Source organism: Clostridium estertheticum (genome assembly GCF_011065935.2).
In the GTDB taxonomy this organism is placed as follows: Bacteria; Bacillota; Clostridia; order Clostridiales; family Clostridiaceae; genus Clostridium_AD; species Clostridium_AD estertheticum_A.
In genome coordinates, this window is sequence record NZ_JAAMNH020000001.1 from 3,776,513 (window position 1) to 3,802,744 (window position 26,232).

The following is a 26,232-nucleotide window of genomic DNA, read 5'->3' on the forward strand; positions in this document are numbered from 1 at the left end:
GCTAATATTTCAACATATTATCAGTAAATTCCTGCTTAATTTCAATATAAATATATATTTTTTATTTTTTTTCAATAGTTTTACTGTTTTAGGTGAAGATTTCTATGTTTTTTATATGCCTACCCATTAAATAAACTCTAACAAGTACATTGGTTAGAGTTTATTTAATATTTTAATTTATTTATAACTTATCTAATCATGACCATTGCCTGTTATTACAGTGGGTAACTTCACATTACTAGTTTTCTTATCTACATCATACATAAATTCATATTTAGGGGCTAGCTTAAGTAATTCTGCTTTAAAGTATTGCTCATAAACTGCTTTTGCAACTGGTGCAACAAATCCACCATGACCACCATCAAAAACCACTGCACAAATAGCTATTTCAGGTTTGTTATAGGGAGCAAATCCTATATAGTAACCATACGAAGTCCTTCCTAGTGCAGATTGAATATCCTCTTTAAAAGTAGCTGAACCCGTTTTCCCTCCATTTGGTATAGGGAAATCTCCAAAAGTATCATATGCCGTACCTCTAGCATCACTAGTAACTTCGAGCATTCCCTCTTTGATTATGTTAGTTGTTTTATTGCTTATTCCAGTCTTTTCTAAAATAACAGGCTTAGTTTCTTTAATTACCTTTCCATCTGGCTCTAAAATTTTATCGACTAAATGTAATTCATATCTATTTCCGCCATTTACCATGGTAGAAACATAATTTGCAAGCTGCAGAGGTGTAAAAGCATTAAACCCTTGGCCTATGGCTGCATAGTACTCATTAGCAACAGAATTAATTTCCACATTAGCAGAATTTATTTCTGTAAATATAGTATCAGCCATAGTTCTGATATTTATATCTGTATAATTATTCTTTTTTAATGATGGGGAAGCTTCAATAAGACCTTTTAGCGCACTTTGTACACTTTTTATAATTGATTCATAGGAACCCCTTGCGTCTTTTTTCATTTCAGTCTTAATAATATCAAGAAACACACTTTTGTTTTTATTTGTTTTTTTAATATCTTCTATTTCTTTGCTGGTTCCAATTTCCTTTTGCGAAACAAGATTAAGAGGTTTCTTTGCACTTTGTAAAGATTCCACAAGACTACTCCTATGAATATTAGCTAATATTTCTTTACTTGATTCATAATTATATACCTGTCCAAAGTTTTCTGGTATCTCGATGCCTGTAGCCGGTTTTTTATTACTACTGGGTTCTATACCAAGACCGAACTTCCAAGCATATTTTGCTAGCATGTCTAAACCAGTTTTGTTCTCTCCACCCTTTGCATAAAGTCTATCAGCTACATCATAAAAATAATAATTACAAGACTCCCTCATTGCCTTTTGAATGTTTACCCATGCATGTGAACCATGACTGACATTCCATATCCAACAAGCAGCAGTAACTGTCGGATATCGTTTAGTATATGGGCCATCATCGTATACTTTATAGTTCCCGTCTATAACGCCTTCTTCAAGTCCAGCGATAGCTGTCATAGGTTTCATTGCAGAACCCGGTGGTATTAAAGATTTAGTTGCATAATTGAATGTTGACTTTGGAAAAATATCATTATTATCCTTCCTAATTGTGGTATTACCCTCTATGCTTTTATCTAGTGGAAACATATAATCAAGTAGTATTTTTTCTCTTTGAGCCAAAGTTTTTTCCGCCATATCCCTATTAGTTAGCACTCCTTCAATATCCGCTAACCCTCTTTTTTGAATATACTCGAGTCCCATTTTCGCTATATTTGGATTTATATACAAATCATTCATTTCAGGAGTTAGCCCTCCAGATACTGCAAATAAATTAGGATCATATCCAGGTCTACTTGCCAGCGCTAATACCTTACCCGAATTAACATCAAGTACAACCACCGCACCTCTATTTGCATTAGTTGTATTTACATCCTTATCTATTCCTTGTTTTTGTCGACTGATCATCACTGCATCTAAAGATTTTTCTGCAGCATATTGCATATTTTTATCTATATTAAGTTGTATTGTTTGCCCGGGATAAATTTCAAGTTCCCCTAGGGTACTAACCTTACGTCCTTGTTTATTAACTGCAATACTTTCTTGCCCCTTAGTTCCCCTTAAAACATCTTCAAAGGCTGCTTCAATTCCTGAAGTACCTATATAATCCGAACTTATATCATAGCCTTGTTCCTCATACTTATCTTTGTCCCAAGGATTTATCTTAGAAATATATCCGAGGAAAGCTGACCCGAGATCACCATTCTTATAGACTCTAATCGGTTGAGTTGTAATACTAACACCTGGAATTTCAGGTTGCATTTGTTCAAAAATACCAGCGGTCTCAGGTGTTAAATTATTAGCGATAGTTATGGGCTTGTATCCAGAAAAACTCTGCATCTTTAAAGTATCCTTAACCAGCATATAGCGCCTAAGTACTTCTTTGCTTTTAGAAGCTATCATTTTAGTCATTCCGTATTGTTTTATTAGTTCATTAAAGACTTCCTCTGGAGTGATCTTTAAAAGAGCTAAATCAACTTTTTTAAGCTCCTCAGCATTTAGATCATCTTTCTTTTTACCATTATAAAGCTTTTTAATTACTATATCATCAAAGCCTCTATCTTTTTTAAATCTAAGTTCAATCCAATCCTGTGTTGTTTTATCTACAGTCTTACTAAAGTCAAAGCTGTACGACTTGGTCTTTTTATCTGAACTAGTCTTTACTTTAAGTAAAAACTCATCTGCCTGGACTTCCTTATTCTCATCAAGAATTTTAAATACATTGTCCATAGTGAGAAAGAAAGCATCTTCGCTCTCCTTTGTTTTAGTAAATGTTAATATATAGCTTTGTTTGCTTTCAGCGAATTTTTTACCATTGCGATCAATTATATCCCCTCTAGGAGCTACTGTTGATATTATCTTGTGATTTTGTTGATTTGCAGTTTCTCTATATAACTCGCCATTAATCACCTGTATATTAATTAGTCTCCAAATAATGGCGCCAAAAATCAAAATCATAATAATAATCAAAACATTAAATCTAGAAAACTCCTTCTTGTCTTTATTCTTCTTACTCACTATTTCACCAACCTTTTAAAATATTATTATAATTCAACTTAAGCTACTTGTTCCACATATTATTGGTAAATTCCTGCATAATTTGAATATAAGTATATTTTTTGTCAATATATTTACTATTTGTATATAAATTTTAATTTATTATATAATCCATAAATAAAATAAACTCTAACAAATTAATTTGTTAGAGTTTATTTAAAATTCCTATTTGTTTATAATTTATTTAATCATGACCATTGCCTGATATTCCAGTAGGTAGCTTCACATTACTAGTTTTCTTTTCTACATCATACATAAATTCATATTTAGGATCTAGCTTAAGTAATTCCGCTTTAAAGTACTGCTCATAAACTGCTTTTGCAACTGGTGCAACCCAGCCACCATGACCTCCATCAAAAACCACTGCGCAAACAGCTATTTGAGGTTTGTCATAGGGAGCAAAGCCTATATAATATCCATAGGATGTCCTTCCTAAAGCAGACTGAGTAACGTCATTAAAAGTAGCCGAACCTGTTTTACCCCCACTTAGTATAGGGAATTTTCCAAAAGTTTCATATGCTGTACCTTTAGGATCATTAGTAACTTCGAGCATTCCTTCTTTAATTAAATTAGTTGTTTCTGTACTTATTTTAGTTTTTTCTAAAACTACAGGCTTACTTTCTTTAATTGCTTTTCCATCTGAATCTAGAAATTTATCTACCAAGTGCGTTTCATATCTAGTTCCGCCATTTACCATGGTAGAAACATAATTCGCAAGCTGCAGAGGTGTAAAAGCATTAAACCCTTGACCTATGGCTGCATAATACTCATTAGCAGCAGTATTAATTTCAGTATTACAATTACTAATTTCCGAATATATAGTTTCTGCCATAGCTCTGATATCTCTCTCTGTATAATTATTGCTTTTTAATGCTTTAGAAGCTTCAATAATTTCATTTATAGAAACCTGAGAACTTTGTATAATTGAACTATAGGAATCTTTCTTATCTTTTTTCATTTCTGCTTTAAAGAAAGCCTGAAGCTTAAGTTTCTTTTCATTCAATTTTTTAATTTCCTGTATTTGATCATTAGTGCCATTTTCTTTTTGCGACACCGTATCAAGAGGTTTATATTTGCCTCCTATAGCATTTGTTCCCTTTTGCAAAAATCCTACCAGATTACTTATATGAATATTAGCTAATATTTCCTTACTAGATTCATAATTATATACCTGACCAAAGTTTTCTGGTATCTCTATACCTGTAGCAGGCTTTTCATTACTTTTAGGGTCTATTCCAAGACCGAATTTCCATGCATATTTTGCAAGTAGGTCCAGACCACTTTTATTCTCCCCACCCTTTGCAAAAAGTTTATCAGCTACATCATAAAAGTAATAATTACAAGATTCTCTCATTGCCTTTCTTAAAGATACTAATCCATGACCATAACCATGCTCATTATATAACCAACAGGCTGCAGTAACGGATGGGTACCTGCTATTGTATGGTCCATTATCATCTACTGTAGAATCCGCCGTTATAACACCTTCTTCTAGCCCAGCAATGGCAGTCAATGGTTTAAAAGTAGAACCAGGAGGTATTAGAGATTTAGTTGCATAATTGAATGTTGCTTTTGGAAAAATATCATTATTATCTTTCCTTATTTTAGAATTACCTTCTATACTTTTGTCTAGAGGAAACATATAATCAAGCAATATTTTTTCTTTTTCTGCTTTGGATTTCTCCGCCAAATCTTTATCTGTTAGTACACCTTTAATATTTGCAAGCCCTCGGTCTTGAATATACTTTGGTCCCATTTCATCTATTTTTGGATTTAATAAATTGTTAATTTCAGTAGATGAACTACCAGATATTGAAAACAGATTAGGATCATATCCAGGTCTACTTGCTAATGCTAATACCTTACCTGTATTAACATCAAGCACCACCACTGCACCTCTATTTGCATTTGTAGTATCTACACCTTGCCCCGTGTTTTTACCGGCTTTTTGTAGATTTACCATCACATCATCTAAAGATTTTTCTGCGGCGTATTGCATATTTTTATCTATATTAAGCTGTATTGTTTGCCCAGGATAAGTTTCAATTTCCCCAAGGGTACTAACTTTACGTCCTTGCTTATTAACTGCTATACTTTCTTGACCCTTAGTTCCCCTTAAAATATCTTCAAAGGCTGCTTCAATTCCTGAAGTACCTATATAATCAGAACTTATATCATAGCCTTGTTCCTCATACTTATCTTTATCCCAAGGATTTATCTTAGAAATATACCCTAAAAAAGCTGATCCTAAATCCTTATTAGGATAAACTCTAATTGGTTGAGTTGTGATACTAACACCTGGAATTTCAGGTTGCATTTGTTCAAAAATACCGGCAGCCTCAGGAGTTAGATTAGTAGCGATAGTTATAGGCTTGTATCCAGAAAAACTCTGCATCTTTAAAGTATCCTTAACCAACATATAACGCCTTAGTTCTTCTTTACTTTTAGAAGCTATCATTTTGTCCATTCCATACTGTTTAATTAATTCATTAAAGGCTTGCTCTGGAGTAATCTTTAAAAGCTCTACGTCAACTTTCTTTAGCTGCTCTGCATTTAAATCATCTTTCTTTTTATCCTTATAAAGCTTCTTAATAATTGCATCTTCAAAGCCCCTATCTTTTTTAAATCTAAGCTCAATCCAATCCTGTGTTCTTTTATCTACAGTCTTACTAAAATCAAAGCTGTATTCTGTAGTTTTTTTATCTGCACTAGTCTTTACCTTAAGTAAAAACTCATCTACCAGAATTCCCTTATTTTCATCAAGAATTTTAAATACATTGTCCATAGTGGGAAAGAAACTGTCTTCGCTTTCCTGGGTTTTAGTAAATGTTAATATATAACTTTGTTTACTTGTAGCTAATTTATTGCCGTTCCTATCAATTATATCACCCCTAGGAGCTACTGTTGATATTATCTTGTGATTTTGTTGATTTGCAGTTTCCCTATATAATTCGCCATTAATTACCTGTATATTTATTAGCCTCCAAATAATGGCACCAAAAATCATAATCATAATTATAACCAAAACATTAAATCTAGAAAATTCGTTTTTATCTTTATTTTTCTTACCCACTATTTCACCAACCTTTTAAAATCTCCACTCTTTCTTCATGTATTCCTTTTGAGAAAGTTTATACACAAATTTATACATGAAAATAGAAACTATCAAATTGTATATCCCACGATATAATACTACCTCAATATGTGTATATTGCTTTATCAAAAACATTATAGAAAATACCATTAAACCCTTTATAACACTTAACACAAAAGATGATACTATTGGCAGAAGTGCCTTTTCAGTAAATATACTTTTACCTATTTCAGCAGCTACAAGGCACATAAGCATATTTGTTAGCATATTGATTCCAGACCCATTTAAAAAATACAAATCCTGAAGGGCTCCAGTAAAAACGCCAATTATAACTGCATCTTTTGGAGAACTAACTATAGAATAACATAGTGCAAAAGTAAATATTAGACTTGGATATGCACCATTTATCTTAAGTAAAGGCATCAAAGTATTATCTAATATTAGAAATAGAATACATAAAAATACTAATGACAATACTCTTTTCATAATAAAATCCCTAATATTCTCTTCATAATACAACTCCTAATATTTTATTTCTCTAGTATCCTTAGGTACCACAATGAAAACTTCTTCAATCTTTGTAAAGTCAACGTATGGCTCTATTATAGCACTTTTCATTACTTCACCTTTATCCGAATAAACACTTAACACACTTCCTATTCTAATTCCAGCTGGATATATGCCCCCAAGTCCTGAAGTCTCTATTACGTCGCCCTTTTTTATAGCCGAATCTAAAGAAAGCCTCTGTATTTGTGCAAGCAATTTATTATTCTCATCTTTGTAACCTTTAACAATACCATTATTGTCTCCTGTTCTTTCAACAAGACCTGCCACTGCAATATTTTCATTAGATAAGCATTGAACAATAGCCCAATTATTACCTACAGAAGTAACCTGACCCACGAGACCTTCACCAGTCATAGCTATCATTCTTTTTTTTATGCCTTTATTTTCACCAACATTTATTATAAAACCATCGGAAAAATTATTCCCGCTTATTCCTTTTATGTCAGCACCTATGTAATTGTATTCAGTTCTTTTATCTGAAAACTTAAACATGCTTTTATAGCTTGCATTTTCTTTTATTGCAGCATCATATTCTAATGCTTTTGTTTGGAACTCGCTATTAGCTTTTTTTAGCTGCTCATTCTCTTTTTTAACATTTGAGAAGTTTGTTATAAATTTAAAAGAATTTCTTACTTTATAAAACCCATCATAAAATAAACCCTGCACTGAGTTTATAGTTACTCCCACACCGTTTTCCACGAAAGACATTTTTTCTCTATTCGCACTATACCCGATTATTGATAAAAATGTAACTGACAGTATTATAATAACTACTGCCAGTTTATTCTTTAAAAATTTCATCTATCTTCTTTTACTCATAACGTCTATGTTAACAAGAGCTTTTCCTGCTCCTATAGCAACACAGTCAAGTGGGTTTTCAGCTATGTGCACAGGCATATGAGTTTCGCGGTTTATAAGTGTATCTATTCCTTTGAGCAGTGCGCCGCCTCCAGTTAACATAATTCCTTTTTCCATTATATCGGATGCAAGCTCTGGTGGGGTTTTCTCCAATGTTGTTATTATTGCCTCTATTATTGCTTGAACTGGTTCACTTAATGCTTCTCTTACTTCCTTTTGTGTTACTTCTATAACTTTTGGAAGTCCTGATATTAAATCTCTTCCTACTATTGGCATGCTCATGTCATCATCCTCTAATACAAAGGCAGATCCAAGCTCAATTTTAATATTTTCTGCAGTTCTCTCACCTATCATAAGACTGTACTGTTTCTTAATAAACGCTATTATTGATTGATCCAGCTTATCCCCTGCCACTCTTAGAGACTTACTTGTTACAATTCCACCCAGTGAAATTATTGCTACCTCTGTAGTTCCGCCTCCAATGTCCACTATCATGCTTCCAGTTGGTTCATTTACAGGAAGTCCAGCTCCAATAGCTGCTGCCATTGGCTCTTCCATTAAATATGCCTCTCTTGCTCCTGCTCTTTTAGTCGCTTCCTCTATTGCTCTCTTTTCAACTTCAGTTACGCCTGACGGAAATCCAACTACAATTCTTGGGCTTGTAAATCCTTTTGAACTAACTTTACTTATAAAGTGCCTAAGCATTTTTTCAGTAATATCAAAATCTGCAATTACTCCGTCTTGCATAGGACGAATTGCAACAATGTTACCTGGAGTTCTACCTATCATTTGCTTTGCTTCTTCGCCAACCGCTAAAACCTTATTAGTATTTATGTTTATAGCTACAACAGAAGGTTCTCTTAAAACAATTCCCTTCCCCTTTAAGTAAACTAATGTATTTGCTGTTCCTAAATCTATTCCCATATCACGAGACGTTCCAAATATTCCCATTATAATTTCTCCTTTCGTATCTAAAGCATTCCCTTTTCTTTTAAACTTGTATAAGTTCCATTTCCAATAATTATATGATCAAGCAATTCTATCCCTAGTAATTTACCACATTCTTTAAGTCTTGCAGTAATGCTTATGTCTTCCTTGCTAGGAGTTGGATCTCCTGAAGGATGATTGTGACAAATAACCACGGAAGCACTACAGTTTTTAATAGCTTCATAAAAAACTTCTCTTGGATGAACTATTGACGTATTTAAATTACCAATCGAGATATCTTTTATGCTTATAATTACATTTTTTGTATTTAGCATAATTAACTTAAGATATTCTTTTTTCAAATATCTCATTTCTTCCATAAGATACTGTGCAACATCTTTTGGCGTTGTAATTTTATACTCTTCTCCAGATTTAAAACTTCTAAATCTTTTTGAAATTTCTGTAAGAGCCAAGAGTTGTGCTGCTTTAGCACTGCCAATACCCTTTAAATTCATAAATTCTTCTGCACTTGAACTTAAAAGTCCATTTAGTCCGCCACACTCAGAAATAATTCTACCACAAAGACTTATAATATTTTCATTTTTCGATCCTATTCTAAGTATTATAGCTAATAGTTCATTGTTTGAAAGTGTTTCAGCACCGTATCTTAATAATTTTTCCCTTGGTCTTTCATTTTGAGGCAAATCCATGATTTTGAACGTCATACCCATAAAACAACTCCTTTATAGATTGACCCCCATCTCCCTTAACATAAAATATAATTTATTAACCGGTAGCCCCACCACACTATAGTAGCAACCCTTTATCTCTTCAACAAATAAAGATGCTGCTCCTTGTATCCCATAAGCTCCAGCTTTATCAAAAGGATCTCCTGTTTCAATGTACTTGTTTATTTCGATCTGGTTGAGTTTTGAAAATTTTACTTCTGTACAAACATATTCAGTACTAATTTTTTGGTTTTCTGTGTTTATTACTGCAATTCCTGTGTAAACCTCATGCGTATTGTCACTTAAATCGCTAAGCATTTGAAAAGCTTCCACACTATCTTTAGGTTTTCCAAGAACCTTGCCCTTAAAATAAACAATAGTATCACAACCTATTATAACAGCTGGTTTGTTCATGCTGCTACAAATATCCATAGCCTTTCCTCTTGCTAAGTTCATAACGTAGTCCCCACAATTTCCAGAAAACGGTATGTCACTTTCTTTAAAATCACTTACCTTTATCTTAAAATTACTAGTTATTTTTTTTAATAGTTCCGCTCTACGAATCGAAGCAGAAGCTAAAATAATATCCACTACATCACTCCTAATATTTTCTATATAATATTATTGCCAAAATAATGCCTATAATAGACATAATATTAATATTAAAATTTATACCGAAAGTTATGGCTAATACTTTCAGATCTATAAGCATAGGATTACTCATGCCTATGGTGTATGTACTCTTCAAAAATTTCAGTGCATTTATATTATTTCCTAATAACTCACCTATAAAACTTCCAGAAATAGCTCCTATAAGTATGAAAAAAATAAAATATGAATTTCTTTTTTCTGCACTTTTCAAATTATAACCCCCACTTTACTTATATATCTTATACATTTTAACATTTAATAAATTCATTAACAAGTGTATAAACTATTATTCAAGAAAAGTTTATAATTAAAGTTCATTGAGTTAGCGTTGCAATAACTATAACGTTGAATTAAAAAAATACAAATAGATTATAAAAATCCATTTGCATTTTTTATATTTTAACTTATTTTACTTCATATTTCATCAAACTTCGTTACAATTTGTTTACAAAATACAAGAAAAATTAATAGCTATAGCTTTGATAGTTTCTTTATAAATTTATATATATATATATATCCTTCCTCTGTTTTTTCCTTTTTAACTTCAGCAGGCATTGCAGTTAAATAAGCTTTTATTTCCGCCATGGTTGCATAACTTGTACTTTTTTCATCTGCTCCTTGTAAAGATCCCAACCATTTTTTCAAATCAACAGTTTGAACTGCAGTAGTATCTTTTTCCGAAAGTTTATTTAATATTTTAAGGTCTGCATTTATCATTTCATTGATTTGTGAACTGGTGGAATCATTGCCAATTACTTTAAAATTAATTTTAGCATATTCTATTTTATTTGCTTGTAGCTGTTTAGTTATACTATCGATACTATCTTTGGGATAAATACCAAACAAAACTCTAACTGAACTCGCTTCTTCAATAATAAATGGTGTACCAAAGGTCATTAAACTATTTTTCAAGATCAATGCATTTGCCTTGTTACTAAAAACACCACATTGTATTCCTACATAGTCATTAATAATGCTTTCAGAAACTACTTTAGAAGCATCTGCAGGCTCTTTATTTGTTACCTTGTCCTTATCTAAACCTATTTTAGTAGTTTTATCATCTGCGGCTGCATTTGTACTATTCTTAGGTAATAGTTTGGAAAATATAGTGCCCAGTGCAATTGCTGCTATTATAATTAATATAAAAACCAGCATAAAATTATTTTTTTTCCTAGGTGGCTTATAATTATATCTAGTATATTTCACTCTAACATCTCCCAACTTAATAAATCCTTATTTAAAATATTATTATTTGAAAGCTAATTTTAGAATAAAAAAAAGAAAATAAATTAGGCATCTATTAAATAAAAAAATCCGACAAGTTCTGTCGGATTATATAATATCTAATTAAGTATTCTTCTAGCACCAGCATATCTTGTAGCGTAATAACTTTGACCTAAATTACTCACTGTAACTTTTCTACTTCCTGAGGAGGCATGTATAAACTCTCCATTCCCTACATAAATACCAACATGTGATACTGGGCCATCTGTATTAAAGAAAATCAAATCACCTTGTTTTAGGCTGTCTCTAGATACTGAACTTCCTTCACCTATTTGAGCACCTGTATAATGTGGTAAATCTACCCCAAAAGCATTATAAACATACTTTGTAAAACCTGAACAATCAAAAGATTTAGGTCCCGTAGCTCCCCATACATATGGCTTTCCAATAAAATCATAGGCATAAGAAATCAAATCGCTTTTGCTACCTGAAACTAATGAGTTCGTTGAAGTTTCACCTCTTGATAATCTTTTTTCTACTTCCTTTTTCTTTTTTTGCGCACTTCTATCCGGAACTTTAATAACCTTATCTGTTTTGAAAGTTGCAGAGCGAAGAACAACCTGTGTTGGGCCTTTAATGGCCACATCCGCTTTCACCATTTCCGTTTTCATACTTGTAAAAAGTCCTATGGTTAGTACAAAAATTGCCATTTTGACTAAGTTAAATTTAAAAATGCTCATTAGACACCCTCCTAAAGCTTCCGAAGTTAGCTGACGGGTTCGGGATGAAGGCTCCCTACTAATAAAATAATTACTATTTTCTAGATTAACCCCATATTTCTTGGTTCCTCCGTACCTATATATAAATAGGATTCAGCTTTATTTATTATAAATAATTACCATAGAAATGTCAATAATCTTAATGCCCTTTCAAAATAACTTTAGAAATGACCTATCTCACCTTCCACCACAATCTACTCTTATACTACTATCTAAGCAGTTACACTATTTAGAAAAGTGTGCCCCCCTTCTAAACGCGCTAATTAAACAAATTTCATTAGCAGATTATTTCTGGTGTCTTATTAATATATGTATGCATTATTTGGTTTTATTCATATTCAATTCTTTTTTCAAGATTAATATATCCTTGTCTTGGCTATTAATTTCCAAAAAATTACTTGTTACCCTACTTATTTCAAAGTTATTATTTTTCCATATTTTCAGCATACCATTATTATCAGCCGAAACAAAAGTATAGAAATTGCGTATTCCATAATTTTCATATAAATGTTTTAAAAATTCATTAATAATTGTAGTAGATATATCAAGATCATATAAATTAAATTCTATTAAATAACACATAATCCAGACTTCATTTGGATTTTTAAATTCTATTCTACCTTTAATAATTCCTATAAGTTCACCACCACGCATAACTTTAAGAAAGTACTCTCCCTCACTTACATAATATTCTAAATATCTTTGGTAAAATTCCTTAATACCGTAATCCTGTACAGCATCTTTATTAAACTCCTGTTGACTATTAACCCAATTTTCAATTTTAGTAATATCTTCTTTTTCTACACTCATGATGCTAACATCATCAAATACAATATCTATATTAAACATATTTACACCTCTTGAATAATTAGATTCTATGCTATTAATTAAATCCTATACTAATAATTAAATCCTACGCTAATAATTAATTCTACATTTCCTTTAAATTTCCTTCAATAAAAAAAAAGTAAATATTACTAATTTTCTATTCTTAATCTCGTAAAATTCCAGATAAAATTTATAACCCTATAAGTTTATATAGGGTTATAAAATATATAAGATTTATTTAATTGCACCTTATGTTGAACTTAAGATTATTTTTATTCCTCACTGTACATAAGTGTCAGTTTAACAATTCTTCTAACTATATCTCTTGCTTCTGCATAAGACATACCGCATCTAGTCAAAAGCCTAAATATTGCAGAATTATACCTCTCAATCCTTCTTACAATGGAATCAACATCATTATATTTCTGGTTAAATTTATTTGGATTATTATAGCCATCTTTAAAGGGATCTTTGTCTCCATACTTATCCATTTGTCTTAGCTCTTCATTCTCATCCCCATACTCTTTCATAGATGCATCCCCATACATCATAGCCATTGAATTAAACCCATTCGTGAACATATCTTCGTTAGATTGATTCATGCTCATATTTGGATTCATGTTCATATTTGGATTCATTTCAATATTAGGATTTACACCCTGCATGTAACCCATTGGCATTCCCATACTTGGGTTCATACCCATAATCGGCATGGCATTCATTTGCCCATATCCATATATCATAGGTTCAAATGGAATCATTTCATATTCTTCATTTATGTCTATATCCTCAAAGTTTCTATCCTCTAGATTCATCATTGCCCTCCCTATTTTCTAAATTACTAATACATTAACAATTTATGCTAGAGGTGTTGTTTTGATACTAACTTTTACAAAAAAAAAGAAAGGATATATTATCCAACTGCATTTCACATCGCTAAGTAATACTAATGCTTGTTCAAATGCATTTTACGTAATATACCTTTTCTTTAATGTGTTTAAATGAATAAAGAGGGGTTAATTACTCCCTCTTTATTGTGATTGCTACTTTAATCCTCTTACAGGTTTTCTCATGTTACTATCACCATTCATAGTAACAGGATTATTTTCTTTATTTTTAGCTGTTTTTTCCTGTTTTTCATCAGGATTATTCTTTACATTTTTCATAATTAACACCTCTCTCAGATGTTAGTTTTTCCATATTTCTTTTAAAAATTCATCTCTCCCGGATTTAGCTCTGTCTTCTTTATATTCTTCACTATTTTTGGTAGAAAAGTCTTGATGATAAATTTCTGCCTAATAAAAAAAAAGAAGCATTTACGCCTCTCTTGTGAACCTCACATAATTTAAATCACGTGCTTCTAAAATCACTCTTAGTTTTTCCCACGTCACAGTCCTCGTAACCTACTAACTCTATGGGCGTCTTACTTCGGATAGTCCCTACCCTAGAATTTTATTGTAGCATTATATAAAAACTAAAACAAAGGTAATTGTTGCCACTAACTCATGACTAAAAGTCACGGATTAGTGGCAAAACTTCAAGTATTCAAAAATCATAAAATCTTGGTGCGATAGACGGGACTTGAACCCGTATGGTCTCCCACACGCCCCTTAAACGTGCCAATGAATCAGCACCTCGCAACCCTCTGTTTTAGCCGTATTCGGTTAATTTACTCGTAAAACTATCACACGACCTTAGACGTATCTCTTATTTAAATTATACCTTTATTTCAATGTAAAATCAAGGTGTCATTATCTAGTTCAATGGTACAATCTAAGAGTGTTTGAAATACTCTAGACTATAAATACCAAAGTATCCTTGTCCTGCCGTTACAAGCCTTGGATACTTATAATTTATATATTCTGATATTCATTCATATCCGTTGATTTCATCGCGAAATAGACCTATTATAAATCATTCTATCGAACGGATGTTCACATATCTCCCAATTGCTTCATTCCTCTTTGCCAAGTAAATTTTGTAACAGACTTCACATTTTCTCAACGTGATGGAGGTGTCCATAATCCCTTTTAAGTATAGAAAAGAGGGTGTTATATCATATCCCGCGCTATTACCATATATCCTTTTGGTTATACTATTAAATGTTAATTTTAAATTAAGTATTAACCATAATAAACAGAAGTCTCTACATGAACATTTTATATGTAACTCCACATATTAAAAGGCGAATTATACTCTAAACTCCATTCAACCATCTTTTCTTCACAATCCTGGTCTTTAAACCCAATTTGTATATATAATTGTATTTTAGACCTATCCGTAAATGTGGATGGTAAATCAAACTCACCTGTATCAAACAATTCTTTAACAATATTATTTATTTCTGTCGTATCCATATCGAACTTTAAAGGTATAAGATTGAAACTCATTTCTTGGTCAGGAAATATATATGGCGCGATTTTTCTAGAATCATCATACATTCCATTATTATATACCCATCTATAGTTTACACTTAAATCCGTTGCTTCACTCTTACCAACATTTTTCAATTGTAATGATACATTCATATACACATGGTCATCTTCTTCATTATATTTGAAAATAGTTATACTATCATGTATATATACTTTCGGTGAACTCTCTATTTTGTAGGATAACTGACCAATTTTTCTAATTTGTTGGGTTTCACGAAGATAGAAGTATGTTATTACTGCTAATGTTACATTTGAGATAATCAAAATAATATCCCCTAACTTTAATGACTGAATCTGATTGAATAAAGAACCTATTCTTTCAATGTCCACTTTAAACGTAAGAAGACATAATATAAAAAATATGACCATTGGCATAATAACTTTTTTCATAAAAACTCCCCCCATTTTTCACCTTTCTATCGCTAAACTATTTAATTGTGTACATTCCCTAACTTACCACATATATTCATTATACAATCAATGGCACAACCTTTCAACTTTACTCTCACTTTGCTAACAATGAAAATAATCTACAACTAACTAGATGCTACTATTGGATGTTATCGAGGGATAGTTTCGGTTTTCTCAATCAATTTTATACACAACCTTAAATCTCCTTCAAATAGTTTCTTCATTGTTTGGGGCAGGATAATTAATGTTTTTGACTCAAAATAAAAAACAGAAGTTTATCACAAACTTCTGCCTTCTCTGTTTATCTTATAATATGTTAATTAAACGTGCTTAAATATCTAGTAAATACCCATCCTTTAACACATATATTTTCATCATCTGTATATTCTATCAATGTCCAATTTCTATCCTTATTTAAAACTCTCACTGATTGTCCAAATTTTAAATTATATATAATCCTAGAATTTGTGGAATTACTAATTCTAACATTCAAACAATCTGCCTTAACAAATCTATATTCATTTAATGCCATTTTCACATTTGAATCTTGACTCAAATTGATATAAGACTCTTTTATTACTTCCTTTTTTATATCCTTTATAATCTTATTTTTATCATTATACATTTCATACTTGCCTTGAATTTCTTGAACCGTAGTATTTATTACTGCCTTTGCATAATCAACATAATATGCATAGATTGGATAAATAAGAAACGTTATTATTAAAAAAACAATTACTGGGTGCTTAGTTTTTATTTTTTGAAGAACGTTTACAGTATTTTCTTCCCAAGAAATATCACTACTATTACATGAATTGAGTTCATCTATAGTTTCATTTAAATAATCAATTGTTCCATCTTCATTTATTTTCACATTACTGAAGTCTATATCCTTAAAATGTTTAAACCAATTGTTTTGATACGGTTTCATCATTGCGCTAATACCTAATGCCTGTGTACTAAGTGCTGAAATCCCACCAATATCTTTGAACTGATTGACCCAATTGTTTTGTAACTGAGTCACCTTTCCCACAATTCCCAGTGTTTGTGTAAGTGCTGAAAACATACTATTGTCTAAACCTTTGAACTGCTTGCCCCAATTGTTTTGCGTCTCTGCTATCACTGCACTTACACCCAATACGGGTGACATACTTGCTGAAATTCTATTGATGTCCTCGAGCTGCTTGCCCCACCTGCTTTGCATATCTGCTATCACTGCACTTACGCCCGATACCGCTGTCATACTTGCTGAAATTCTATTGATGTCCTTGAACTGATTACCCCACCTGCTTTGCATATCTGCTATCACTGCACTTACACCCAATACGGGTGTCATACTTGCTGAAATTCTATTGATGTCCTCGAACTGCTTGCCCCACCTGCTTTGCATGTCTCCCAACATTGCACTTACGCCCAATAATGGTGTCATACGTGCTGAAATCCCAGCAATGTCTTTGAACTGTTTGTCTAACTTATCAAATTGCTTTTTTGATGCTTCTTCATTTTCTTCGTCATTCCCCTCTTGATTTCCCACTATTTAATCCTCCATTTCATTAGTAATTTACCTATAAAAATAATTTTTCCTCATATTCTATTACACAACCGAACATATCACATATATTTATTATACAATTAATGGTACAATCTTACAACTTAACTCTCACTTCGCTAAAAATGTTAAATAATCTACAGCAGACAATATTTACTACTGTGAGATTTCATGGTGAGTAAGTTCATATCCTCAGTTAATTTTATAAGTACACGTAAATCTTCTTTATAGAATTTCTACTTTAATATAGCAGTTTTTTCCTGTCCTCTAAATTCTCTATATCATATTAGACCCAGTGTTGGAGGTACTATACTTATATATAGTGTTGGGCATGTAAAAATAAGGTGTAAAGTACCCCCCTCGGTATGCCTTGGTATCAAATATAACAAACAGGATTATGCCTGTTGTTACAGAATGGCAAAATAGACCACTTGAAAAAACATATTCATTTGTGTTTATGGACGCAATACATTACAAAGTTCGTGATGAAAAACATATTGTAATTAAAGCAGCTTATGTAGTACTAGGTGTAAATATGGATGGTGAAAAAGAGGTTCTTGGTATATGGGTAGGAGCAAATGAAAGTAGTAAGTTCTGGCTTTCAGTGCTTAATGACCTTAGAAACGGAGGCGTTCAGGACGTTTTAGTGTTTTGTATAGATGGCTTAAATGGATTTAAAGAAGCAATAGGATCTGTATATCCCTTTGCAAAGATACAACGTTGCATAATTCATCAATTAAGAGCAAGCATGAAATATATACCACATAAAGACAAAAAGGCTTTCGCCAAAGACTTAAAGGCAGTTTATAGCGCATTAAACGAGGATGTTACGCTTGAAAATCTAATATCTGAAAAGGAAAAATGGGGGAGTAAATATCCAAATGCAATAAAAAGTTGGGAAGATAATTGGGATAACCTTATAACTTTCTTTGTATTCCCAGATTATATTCGTAGAATTATATACACCACAAATGCTATAGAAAGTCTTAACAGCCAATTTAGAAAAGTCACAAAAACAAAACTTATATTTCCTAATGACGAGAGTCTTATGAAAATGCTGTATTTAGCTACTGAAAAGGTGAGTAAAAAATGGACTCGAGTATATTCAAATTGGGATGTGAATGGTAAAATAAAATGGAGAGATTTAGGCAAACAAAAAAGGAGAGAAATTACCAATATAGTACAATAATACTCCTTGCTCTGATAGAATAAAAGAGTTATTCATCAGAGGGGGAATGTAAAGTGAAGGTGTGGAAAGTGTTTGCTGAAATAAAAGAATTAAAGAATATAGGATTAAATAAATCACAGGTAGAAAGATATAGAGCCTGTAAATAATTTTGTGTAAACAGATTAAAAAGTACTCTTTCTTGGCAATAATTGAGATAAGCTAATTATCTAATATTGTAAGGAGGAGTATTTTTATGTCAGATATTTCTAAGGAAATTTTAAGAGATTATATTAATGAGCAAAAGTTTGCAAACCCAAATGAGGTTCTAGCTGCTATGAAGAGTATGTTCAGAGACGTTCTTCAGGAGGCGTTAGAAGCGGAGATGGATTTAGAACTTGGATATGATAAATATGATATATCGGAAAAACAAACTCAAAATAGTAGAAATGGTTACTCTAAAAAAACTGTAAAATCAGAACTTGGAACAGTAGAACTTAATATTCCACGTGATAGAAATGGTGAATTTGAACCTAAAATTTTGCCTAAGCATCAAAGAAATATAACTGGTATTGAAGATAAAATAATGGCCCTTTATGCAGCTGGAATGACTACAAGAGACATAGCAGAGCAAGTAAAAAATTTATATGATGTTGAGATATCCGCTGAAATGGTATCAAATATAACAAACAGGATTATGCCTGCTGTTACAGAGTGGCAAAATAGACCACTTGAAAAAACATATTCTTTTGTGTTTATGGACGCAATCCATTACAAAGTGCGTGATGACAAGCATATTGTAATAAAAGCTGCTTATGTTGTTTTGGGAGTAAATATAGATGGAGTAAAAGAGGTTCTTGGTATATGGGTAGGTGCAAATGAAAGCAGTAAGTTCTGGCTTTCAGTGCTTAATGACCTTAGGAATAGAGGCTTACAGAACGTTTTAGTGTTTTGCGTAGATGGCTTAAATGGTTTCAAGGAAGCTATAGGCTCTGTATACCCCTATGCAAAAATACAACGTTGTATAATCCATCAATTGAGAGCAAGTATGAAATATGTACCATACAAAGATAAGAAGGCTTTTGTAGCAGATTTGAAAGCTGTTTACGGTGCAGTAAACGAGGATGTTGCACTTGAAAATTTAATTTCAGCAAAAGAAAAATGGGGTAATAAGTATCCAAATGCAATAAAGAGTTGGGAAGATAATTGGGATAATCTTATAACTTTCTTTGTATTCCCAGATTATATTCGTAGAATTATTTACACCACAAATGCTATAGAAAGCCTTAATAGTCAATTTAGAAAAGTCACTAAGACAAAACTTATATTTCCTAACGACGAGAGTCTTATGAAAATGCTATATTTGGCTACGGAAAAAGTAAGTAGAAAATGGACTCGAGTATACGCAGATTGGGATCTTGTTATTAGCCAGCTCAATATATTATTTAGTGAAATCCTAAATGCAGGAGCGTAGCTTAGGGGACTCCGTCCCCAAACCCCTGAGGTTTATCGCTTTAGTTCTAACAGGAACGTTCAAAACGGGCAGCCCAAGGGGCCACCCGTTCCTGTATAGAAAATTAATAACCGCTCGGGTTGCTCCTCAGCATTGCCCTGTCCTGTTATTAAGCATGTATATTATTGACCAAATGTGCCAATAATATACTATAAAGGCATGACGAAGTTAAAATATTCGTCAACTTTAAATTACATTTTTTAACAAAAATATAAATCAATTTTTGACCATAGAAAGAGAATACACTCATAATGTTTTATTGTCGCTGGTCTTAAATTTCTAACTTTACAGTATCTTAAAAACTCATCGTATGCTTCATCAAATGTCTTTTGCCTATTATTTTTCATTTCAATCTTTACTCTTGCCATTTTTACCCTCCCATTTCAAAAAAAACAAAAACACGTCTACTGGAATAAACTCCCAATAGACATGTTCGTGATTTTGACACTTCTTCAAAAAATAAAAAAGTACCAACACCTTCAAAGTGCTGATACCACTGGTTTTAACATGGTGCGATAGACGGGACTTGAACCCGTATGGTCTCCCACACGCCCCTTAAACGTGCGCGTCTGCCATTCCGCCACTATCGCAAATATTGTTTTTAATATAAAGGGGAAAATCTTATAGTTATATTCGTTTATAAAACTTATAACTACAAGATTTATTATATATCAACTCAGTATAAATTGTCAATATACTAGTTTGTTCTTAAAGAAGTCTATGATTCGTTTGTTTTTAAAGAAGTCTTATATTTATCACCATATAATTTAAAATAAATATTATAATTTGTCTTTACCTTTTTTACATATTTATCAGTTTCTCCAAAAGGAATATTATCTATTTTTTTTCCATCCTTAGAGTATTGTTTATCACTAAGCCACTTTTGCACATTCCCACGACCACCATTATAAGCTGCTAGTACTAGCTCTATATCCCCATTGAATTCTGTATTTAGATTATTAATATACCAACATCCCATAGCAATATTAATTTCGTTATCATATAATTTTTCTTCCTTATAATCTTTTAATTTCATATTTTTAGCAATCCAAAGTCCAGTATCTGGCATTATCTGCATGAGCCCATAGGCACCTCTAGGAGAGATAGCTTTTTCATTAAAATTACTTTCTACTTTAATTACTGCTGCAACCAATAGGGGATCCACATTGTACCTTTGCGAATATTTAACTATGTGATCTTCATATTTCATTGGATAAAAGATTTTAAAAATACTTTTAATATTAATTAATATGATAACCAATAAAATTAAGGATAAAATTTTTATAATTGTTTTAAACTTCATTTTTTCACATTTAACCTTTCTAATTCTTTAATAATTAAATCTAGTTGTAACTTTGTGTTTTCAACGCTTCCACTATTATCAATAATAAAATCCGCGAACTTCTTCTTTTCATCTATTGGCATTTGGGCTCTTATTCTATCCATTGCTGCGTCTAAATCTAAAGCATCTCGAAGTATAATCCTTTGTATTTGAACGTGGCTACTTACCCAAACTAATATAGTTACATCCATACTGGTATGTAAATTATTCTCTATCAAAGTAGGCGCGTCAAGAAAACATAGCTTACAATTATTTTCTTCATAGGCTTTTATTCTATGATTTATTTCACTTATTATAAAAGGCATCATTATATTTTCAAGCTTTTTTCTCCGTATATCATTCTTAAATATGTAGTTTCCAAACTCTTTTCTCTTAAGTTGATCTTCCTCATCAAAAAACTCATACCCAAATTCCTCTTTAATTTGAGGGAGCACCTCAGGGTTTATTATAAAAATTTCTCTAGCTACAATATCAGCATCAATAATGGAAAGGCACTTTTCTCTTAGCATGTTAGTCACCGTGCTCTTTCCACTACCAATGCCACCTGTTATCCCTACCTTTAACATATGCAACTACTTAGCCTCATACCAAGTTTCTCCAATGCTTATTCCTACTTCTAGAGGAACTAAAAGCTTTATAACATTTTCCATCTGCTCTTTAACCAAATTTTCAACTTGCACAATCTCATCCTTATATACATTTAATATTAATTCATCGTGTACTTGAAGTATTAAAGTACTTTTTAATCCTGAGTCCTTTAATTTATCAAATACATTTACCATAGCTAGTTTAATAATATCTGCTGCACTTCCCTGTATTGGTGTATTCATAGCAAGCCTCCTGCCAAAGGACTGCACAATTTTATTTGATGAGTTTATTTCAGGGATAGCTCTTCTTCTATTAAAAATCGTGGTAACACAATTGTTTTCCTCAGCTTCAACCACTATATCTTCCATATACTTTTTAACATTTGGATATCTGTCAAAATACGCATCTATATAAATTTTAGCTTCTTTTCTAGATACATTTATATCCTTTGCTAAGCTAAATTCTCCAATACCATACACTATGCCAAAGTTTACTGCTTTGGCATTACTTCTCATAAGAGATGTAACCTCGTTTAAAGGTACATTAAATACCTCTGAAGCAGTTTTAGTATGAATGTCAGTATGGTTAATGAAGGCTTCAATTAAATTCTCGTCGCCAGATATATGAGCCAGTACCCTAAGCTCTATTTGTGAATAATCCGCAGATAAAATAACACACTTATCATTGTGTGGTATAAATACTCGTCTTATAGCTCTACCCATTTCATGTCTTATTGGAATGTTTTGCAAATTAGGTTCTGTACTTGATAATCTTCCTGTAGTCGCAACGGTCTGCATAAAGTTTGAATGTATTCTACAATCTGTATCAATTACAGCTTTTAGGCCCTCAATGTAAGTAGAAAAGATTTTTGTGAGCCCTCTATATCGAGTAATTTCTGTGATTATAGGATGCTTATCTACTAGAGCCTCTAAAACCTCTGCATTAGTTGAATATCCCGTTTTTGTCTTCTTTATAACTGGTAAATCTAATTTTTCAAATAATATCTTCCCTAATTGCTTTGGAGACTTTATATTAAACTCTTCTCCAGCTAGTGCAAAAATAGTGCCTTCCATTTCTTTTATTTCTTTAGCAAATTTTATGCCTAGTTCTTCAAGTTTATCCTTGTTTATTGTAAAACCCTCGGCCTCCATATATGATATAGCTTCAGTTAAGGGCTGCTCCACTGTATATAAAAGTTCTTCCATTTTATACTCTTTAATTTTTATTTCTAGTATTTCATAAAGGCTTTTTAGTAATGCTACTTTATTAATCTCTTTTGCATCACCCTCGCCTTCAATTCCGATTCTAAGATTTTCATTAATAAGAGATTCTAAACTATATTCACTTTGAGCTGAATTTATTAAATAAGCGGCTATCTCTGCATCAAATTTTACACCTTGTAGCACAATACCCATTTTATTAAACGCAGTGTATGCATTTTTTAAAGCGTGGCTTACCTTTTTAATATCCACACTTTCAAATAAAGTTTTTAATTGGCTTATAGTTTTTTCTTCATCTTCATTACATAAATCAATAACCTTAATAGTATAGTTTTTTTCCTTATAATTAATGTATATGTTATTTAAACACATTTTAGAAAATACGTTTGTGTCTCTAATATCAAAAGTTACATAAATAGTATCTTTAATTTCCACTATAAATTCCGCAAGCGCTGATAGTTTGTCTATTACAGTAGAATCCGCTGTGAATATTTCTTCAGGTGATTCCTGCTCATCTGTTATTTTGTTTATTAGTGATTTAAATTGTAATTTATAAAATAATTCTTTTACAGCACGTACATCATAATTTTCTTTTGATTTAATTGAATCTAAGTCTATTTCCATAGGCACATTTGTAATAATAGTAGCTAATTTTTTACTAAAAATAGCCTGTTCACTATAAGTTATTAAATTTTCCACAAGCTTTTTGCCACTAATTTTTTCAATATTCATAAGAACATTTTCTATACTCTTATATTCTTTAATAAGCTTATAAGCAGTTTTTTCACCAACTCCTGGCACACCTGGAATATTATCCGAGGCGTCACCCATTAAGCCCTTTACATCTATAAATTCAGTAGGGGTTACTCCGAAATCCTCTATTATACGATTTCTATCATATATTTCTTTTTCTGACATTCCCTTTTTATTTATTACAACTTTAACATTATCTGTAGCAAGCTGAAGTGCATCTCTATCTCCTGTCACTATAAAAACTTCTAATCCCTCTTTTTCTCCAATTACAGATAGTGTTCCTATTAAATCATCTGCTTCAAATCCATCTAATTCAAAAATGTCTATAGCCATTTTCTCTAAAAGTTCCCTAACTATAGAAAACTGTCCTATAAGCTCATCAGGCATTTTTTTTCTACCTGCCTTATAATCACTATACTCTTCATGACGAAAAGTAGGTGTCTTTCTATCGAAGGTCGTAACAATATAATCAGGTTCAAATTCCTCTTTCATTTTTAAGAGCATGCTTGTAAAGCCATAAACTGCATTAGTATATATCCCGTCTGAATTTGTTAGGGCTGGTAATGCATAAAAAGCTCTGTACATAAGACTATGACCATCTAAAATCAATAACCTTTCTTTAGACATTTTAAATCCCTTCTTTCTACTATGTTTGCAATTTTATTTTTAAAATATACTTAAATCTAATTCCTTAGATAATTCTTCTAAAACCTTTATACCACCAATACTATTACCTTTTTCATCAAGCGCAGGTCCAATTACTCCAACACCCATTCTTCTAGGTACTGCTGCCATTATGCCTCCACCTACACCACTTTTTGCTGGTATTCCTATATGTACTGCAAAATTTCCTGAACCATCATACATGCCGCAAGTAACCATTATAGTTTTAATTATTCTAGTGGCTTCTCTAGATAAAACTCTTTCATTTTTAGAAACTATTACACCAGAATTAGCAAGCATAGCTCCTATTCTTGCTATATCCCTACAATTGACCTCCATTGAACACTGTCTAAAGTATACATCTAAAACATCTTCCACATCACCCTCAATAACACCTGTACTCTTCATGAAATAGGCAAGTGATCTATTTCTATCCCCTGTAGCTTTTTCAGAGGTATAAACACCTTGGTTAATATTTATATCAGGATTACCTGTAATTTTTCTTGTAAATTTTAAAATCCTATTAAATTTTTCTTCTGCAGTATCACCTGTAATCAATGAAACTATTGCAATTGCTCCAGCATTTATCATTGGGTTTATAGGTCTTTGGTCAATATTTTTCTCTAAATTTATTATAGAATTAAAGCCAGCTTCTGTGGGCTCCATTCCTATTTTAGTAAACACATAATCTACTCCATTGTCAATTATGGCTAGCATAAGCGTGACAACCTTTGATATACTTTGTATTGTAAATTTTGTCTCATAATCCCCGGCAAAAAATTCTTCTCCATCAAGAGTAGTAACACAAATACCTAGTGCCTCTCCATCTGCTTTAGAAAGTTCTGGAATATACGAGGCAACCGCACCTTCCTTTGTAAAATGCCTATTCTTGTCAATAATAGTATCTAATATTCTTTTCATGTTATCCCCCTGCCTAAACAATACAATAAAATGTATTTTTTAAAATTAGTATTTACCTGTACACTACATATAATACTATACTTTGAATGGTATTTTCAATTCTTTGTGCAAATTAAAATGTTGACATTACTTAATGCGGAATGAATACCGTAAAGAAGACCAATGCGGATACACAAATTATTAAAAACTATATTTAACTATTGCATTAATTATAAACATATGGTAAAATAAATTTTGTCAGACATGCCGAAGTGGTGGAACTGGCAGACGCGCTGGACTCAAAATCCAGTGGTAGCAATACCGTGCGGGTTCGATTCCCGCCTCCGGCACCATATATTTTAAAGAAAGACTGTATCACTTAGCTTAAGAGCTATGTGATACAGTCTTTTTTATTAGTTTGCAACAATATTTGCAACAACTAGATTAAATCTATTTCTCCTACTAAAATTTTTAGAATCATTACCTTACCTTTATCCTCATAAACACTTAATACATTCCTATTCTAATTCCAGAAGGATATATGCGCCCAAGTCCTGATGTTACTATTAAATCGCTCTTTTCTATATCCGACTCTATAGAAAGACGTTCTATTTAGGGAGTCATGTATGAAGCTATTTTGCATGATGATACTATTTATACAGAAGTAGTTTTTTATATATTTAGTCTCCAAACAGTCCCCATTTTCATGTTTTAAACAACCCTCAAGAAATAACCAAACCCAGTAACCGCCGCAGTTACTAGGTTTCTATGGTGCGTGGAACAGGAGTCGAACCTGCGACCAACTGGTTCGTAAAGTGACGTTTTAAGTAATTCTAAATAGCCCTCAAACCGTCTTAAATACTCACTTTATTTTTTAAACTATACTTGTCTATCCCTATTAATATTAAACTATAAGGGGCAAATTAAAATGACCTGTTATT

22 protein-coding genes, 2 tRNA genes, 1 pseudogene and 1 riboswitch are annotated in these 26,232 nt (G+C 31.9%); of the genes and pseudogenes, 3 read left to right on the top strand and 22 right to left on the bottom strand.

What is annotated here, in order from left to right; all coding sequences use genetic code 11:
- Window positions 1-192 precede the first annotated feature (192 nt).
- From G9F72_RS18060 to G9F72_RS27450, 15 genes are all read right to left on the bottom strand, one after another.
- Window positions 193-3,057 (bottom strand): penicillin-binding transpeptidase domain-containing protein, encoded by a 2,865-nt coding sequence (locus G9F72_RS18060; RefSeq protein ID WP_164956013.1) that lies wholly within the window; start codon window positions 3,055-3,057, stop codon window positions 193-195.
- 223 nt (window positions 3,058-3,280) lie between these two features.
- Complete coding sequence (locus G9F72_RS18065) at window positions 3,281-6,169, bottom strand: penicillin-binding transpeptidase domain-containing protein (protein ID WP_164956014.1); 2,889 nt, start codon at window positions 6,167-6,169, stop codon at window positions 3,281-3,283.
- A 15-nt stretch (window positions 6,170-6,184) separates the two neighbouring features.
- Window positions 6,185-6,676, bottom strand: coding sequence for a rod shape-determining protein MreD (gene mreD, locus G9F72_RS18070; RefSeq protein WP_164956015.1), 492 nt, complete (start codon window positions 6,674-6,676; stop codon window positions 6,185-6,187).
- A gap of 36 nt (window positions 6,677-6,712) precedes the next feature.
- Window positions 6,713-7,558, bottom strand: a complete 846-nt coding sequence (mreC, locus tag G9F72_RS18075; RefSeq protein ID WP_164956016.1) for a rod shape-determining protein MreC — start codon at window positions 7,556-7,558, stop codon at window positions 6,713-6,715.
- The gene (locus G9F72_RS18080; RefSeq protein WP_164956017.1) at window positions 7,559-8,566 is read right to left on the bottom strand and encodes a rod shape-determining protein; all 1,008 of its coding nucleotides are present in this window, start codon (window positions 8,564-8,566) and stop codon (window positions 7,559-7,561) included.
- Between the two features lie 20 nt (window positions 8,567-8,586).
- Complete coding sequence (radC, locus tag G9F72_RS18085; RefSeq protein ID WP_164956018.1) at window positions 8,587-9,273, bottom strand: RadC family protein; 687 nt, start codon at window positions 9,271-9,273, stop codon at window positions 8,587-8,589.
- Between the two features lie 12 nt (window positions 9,274-9,285).
- Window positions 9,286-9,861 (bottom strand): Maf-like protein, encoded by a 576-nt coding sequence (locus G9F72_RS18090; RefSeq protein ID WP_164956019.1) that lies wholly within the window; start codon window positions 9,859-9,861, stop codon window positions 9,286-9,288.
- A 10-nt stretch (window positions 9,862-9,871) separates the two neighbouring features.
- Window positions 9,872-10,132, bottom strand: coding sequence for a DUF4321 domain-containing protein (locus G9F72_RS18095; RefSeq protein ID WP_164956020.1), 261 nt, complete (start codon window positions 10,130-10,132; stop codon window positions 9,872-9,874).
- Between the two features lie 260 nt (window positions 10,133-10,392).
- A complete protein-coding gene (locus G9F72_RS18100) occupies window positions 10,393-11,127 on the bottom strand; it encodes an SPOR domain-containing protein (protein WP_164956021.1) in 735 nt (244 codons plus the stop codon).
- 137 nt (window positions 11,128-11,264) lie between these two features.
- Window positions 11,265-11,885: a C40 family peptidase gene (locus tag G9F72_RS18105; protein ID WP_164956022.1), complete on the bottom strand. Its 621-nt coding sequence runs from the start codon at window positions 11,883-11,885 to the stop codon at window positions 11,265-11,267.
- Window positions 11,885-12,033: riboswitch (cyclic di-AMP (ydaO/yuaA leader) on the bottom strand. Its footprint overlaps the gene before it by 1 nt.
- 209 nt (window positions 12,034-12,242) lie before the next feature.
- Complete coding sequence (locus G9F72_RS18110) at window positions 12,243-12,773, bottom strand: GNAT family N-acetyltransferase (protein WP_164956023.1); 531 nt, start codon at window positions 12,771-12,773, stop codon at window positions 12,243-12,245.
- A gap of 251 nt (window positions 12,774-13,024) precedes the next feature.
- On the bottom strand, window positions 13,025-13,567 hold the full coding sequence (locus tag G9F72_RS18115) for a hypothetical protein (protein ID WP_164956024.1): 543 nt from the start codon (window positions 13,565-13,567) through the stop codon (window positions 13,025-13,027).
- 228 nt (window positions 13,568-13,795) lie between these two features.
- Entirely contained in the window at window positions 13,796-13,918 is a 123-nt protein-coding gene (locus tag G9F72_RS27155) for a hypothetical protein (protein WP_263486959.1), read from the bottom strand.
- A gap of 993 nt (window positions 13,919-14,911) precedes the next feature.
- The gene (locus G9F72_RS18120) at window positions 14,912-15,577 is read right to left on the bottom strand and encodes a hypothetical protein (protein ID WP_164956025.1); all 666 of its coding nucleotides are present in this window, start codon (window positions 15,575-15,577) and stop codon (window positions 14,912-14,914) included.
- Window positions 15,578-15,914: 337 nt separating this feature from the next.
- Window positions 15,915-17,132: an SH3 domain-containing protein gene (locus G9F72_RS27450; protein ID WP_164956026.1), complete on the bottom strand. Its 1,218-nt coding sequence runs from the start codon at window positions 17,130-17,132 to the stop codon at window positions 15,915-15,917.
- 385 nt (window positions 17,133-17,517) lie between these two features.
- On the opposite strand from G9F72_RS27450, the pseudogene G9F72_RS18130 reads away from it, so the two are divergent.
- Both G9F72_RS18130 and G9F72_RS18135 read left to right on the top strand, forming a co-directional pair.
- Window positions 17,518-18,336: pseudogene (locus tag G9F72_RS18130) on the top strand (IS256 family transposase); the annotation flags it as partial.
- 232 nt (window positions 18,337-18,568) lie between these two features.
- Window positions 18,569-19,786, top strand: a complete 1,218-nt coding sequence (locus G9F72_RS18135) for an IS256 family transposase (RefSeq protein WP_164956027.1) — start codon at window positions 18,569-18,571, stop codon at window positions 19,784-19,786.
- A 239-nt stretch (window positions 19,787-20,025) separates the two neighbouring features.
- Here G9F72_RS18135 and G9F72_RS18140 read toward each other — a convergent pair whose 3' ends face one another.
- The 6 genes from G9F72_RS18140 to glsA all read right to left on the bottom strand — a co-directional run bounded on the left by G9F72_RS18140 (window position 20,026) and on the right by glsA (window position 25,312).
- The gene (locus G9F72_RS18140) at window positions 20,026-20,193 is read right to left on the bottom strand and encodes a hypothetical protein (protein WP_164956028.1); all 168 of its coding nucleotides are present in this window, start codon (window positions 20,191-20,193) and stop codon (window positions 20,026-20,028) included.
- Window positions 20,194-20,333: 140 nt separating this feature from the next.
- Window positions 20,334-20,415, bottom strand: a tRNA-Leu gene (locus tag G9F72_RS18145).
- Between the two features lie 128 nt (window positions 20,416-20,543).
- Window positions 20,544-21,128, bottom strand: a complete 585-nt coding sequence (locus G9F72_RS18150; protein ID WP_164956029.1) for a lytic transglycosylase domain-containing protein — start codon at window positions 21,126-21,128, stop codon at window positions 20,544-20,546.
- Window positions 21,125-21,733, bottom strand: a complete 609-nt coding sequence (gene coaE / locus G9F72_RS18155) for a dephospho-CoA kinase (RefSeq protein ID WP_164956089.1) — start codon at window positions 21,731-21,733, stop codon at window positions 21,125-21,127. Before coaE ends, G9F72_RS18150 begins: the two co-directional genes overlap by 4 nt.
- A gap of 6 nt (window positions 21,734-21,739) precedes the next feature.
- The gene (gene polA / locus G9F72_RS18160; RefSeq protein WP_164956030.1) at window positions 21,740-24,355 is read right to left on the bottom strand and encodes a DNA polymerase I; all 2,616 of its coding nucleotides are present in this window, start codon (window positions 24,353-24,355) and stop codon (window positions 21,740-21,742) included.
- A 39-nt stretch (window positions 24,356-24,394) separates the two neighbouring features.
- Window positions 24,395-25,312 (bottom strand): glutaminase A, encoded by a 918-nt coding sequence (glsA, locus tag G9F72_RS18165; RefSeq protein WP_164956031.1) that lies wholly within the window; start codon window positions 25,310-25,312, stop codon window positions 24,395-24,397.
- A gap of 245 nt (window positions 25,313-25,557) precedes the next feature.
- Between glsA and G9F72_RS18170 the strand changes: the two genes are divergently transcribed.
- Window positions 25,558-25,644 (top strand) — tRNA-Leu (locus tag G9F72_RS18170).
- Window positions 25,645-25,798: 154 nt separating this feature from the next.
- Here the strand turns inward: G9F72_RS18170 and G9F72_RS27650 are convergent.
- Window positions 25,799-25,903, bottom strand: coding sequence for a rod shape-determining protein MreC (locus tag G9F72_RS27650; protein ID WP_411955966.1), 105 nt, complete (start codon window positions 25,901-25,903; stop codon window positions 25,799-25,801).
- Between the last annotated feature and the right edge of the window lie 329 nt (window positions 25,904-26,232).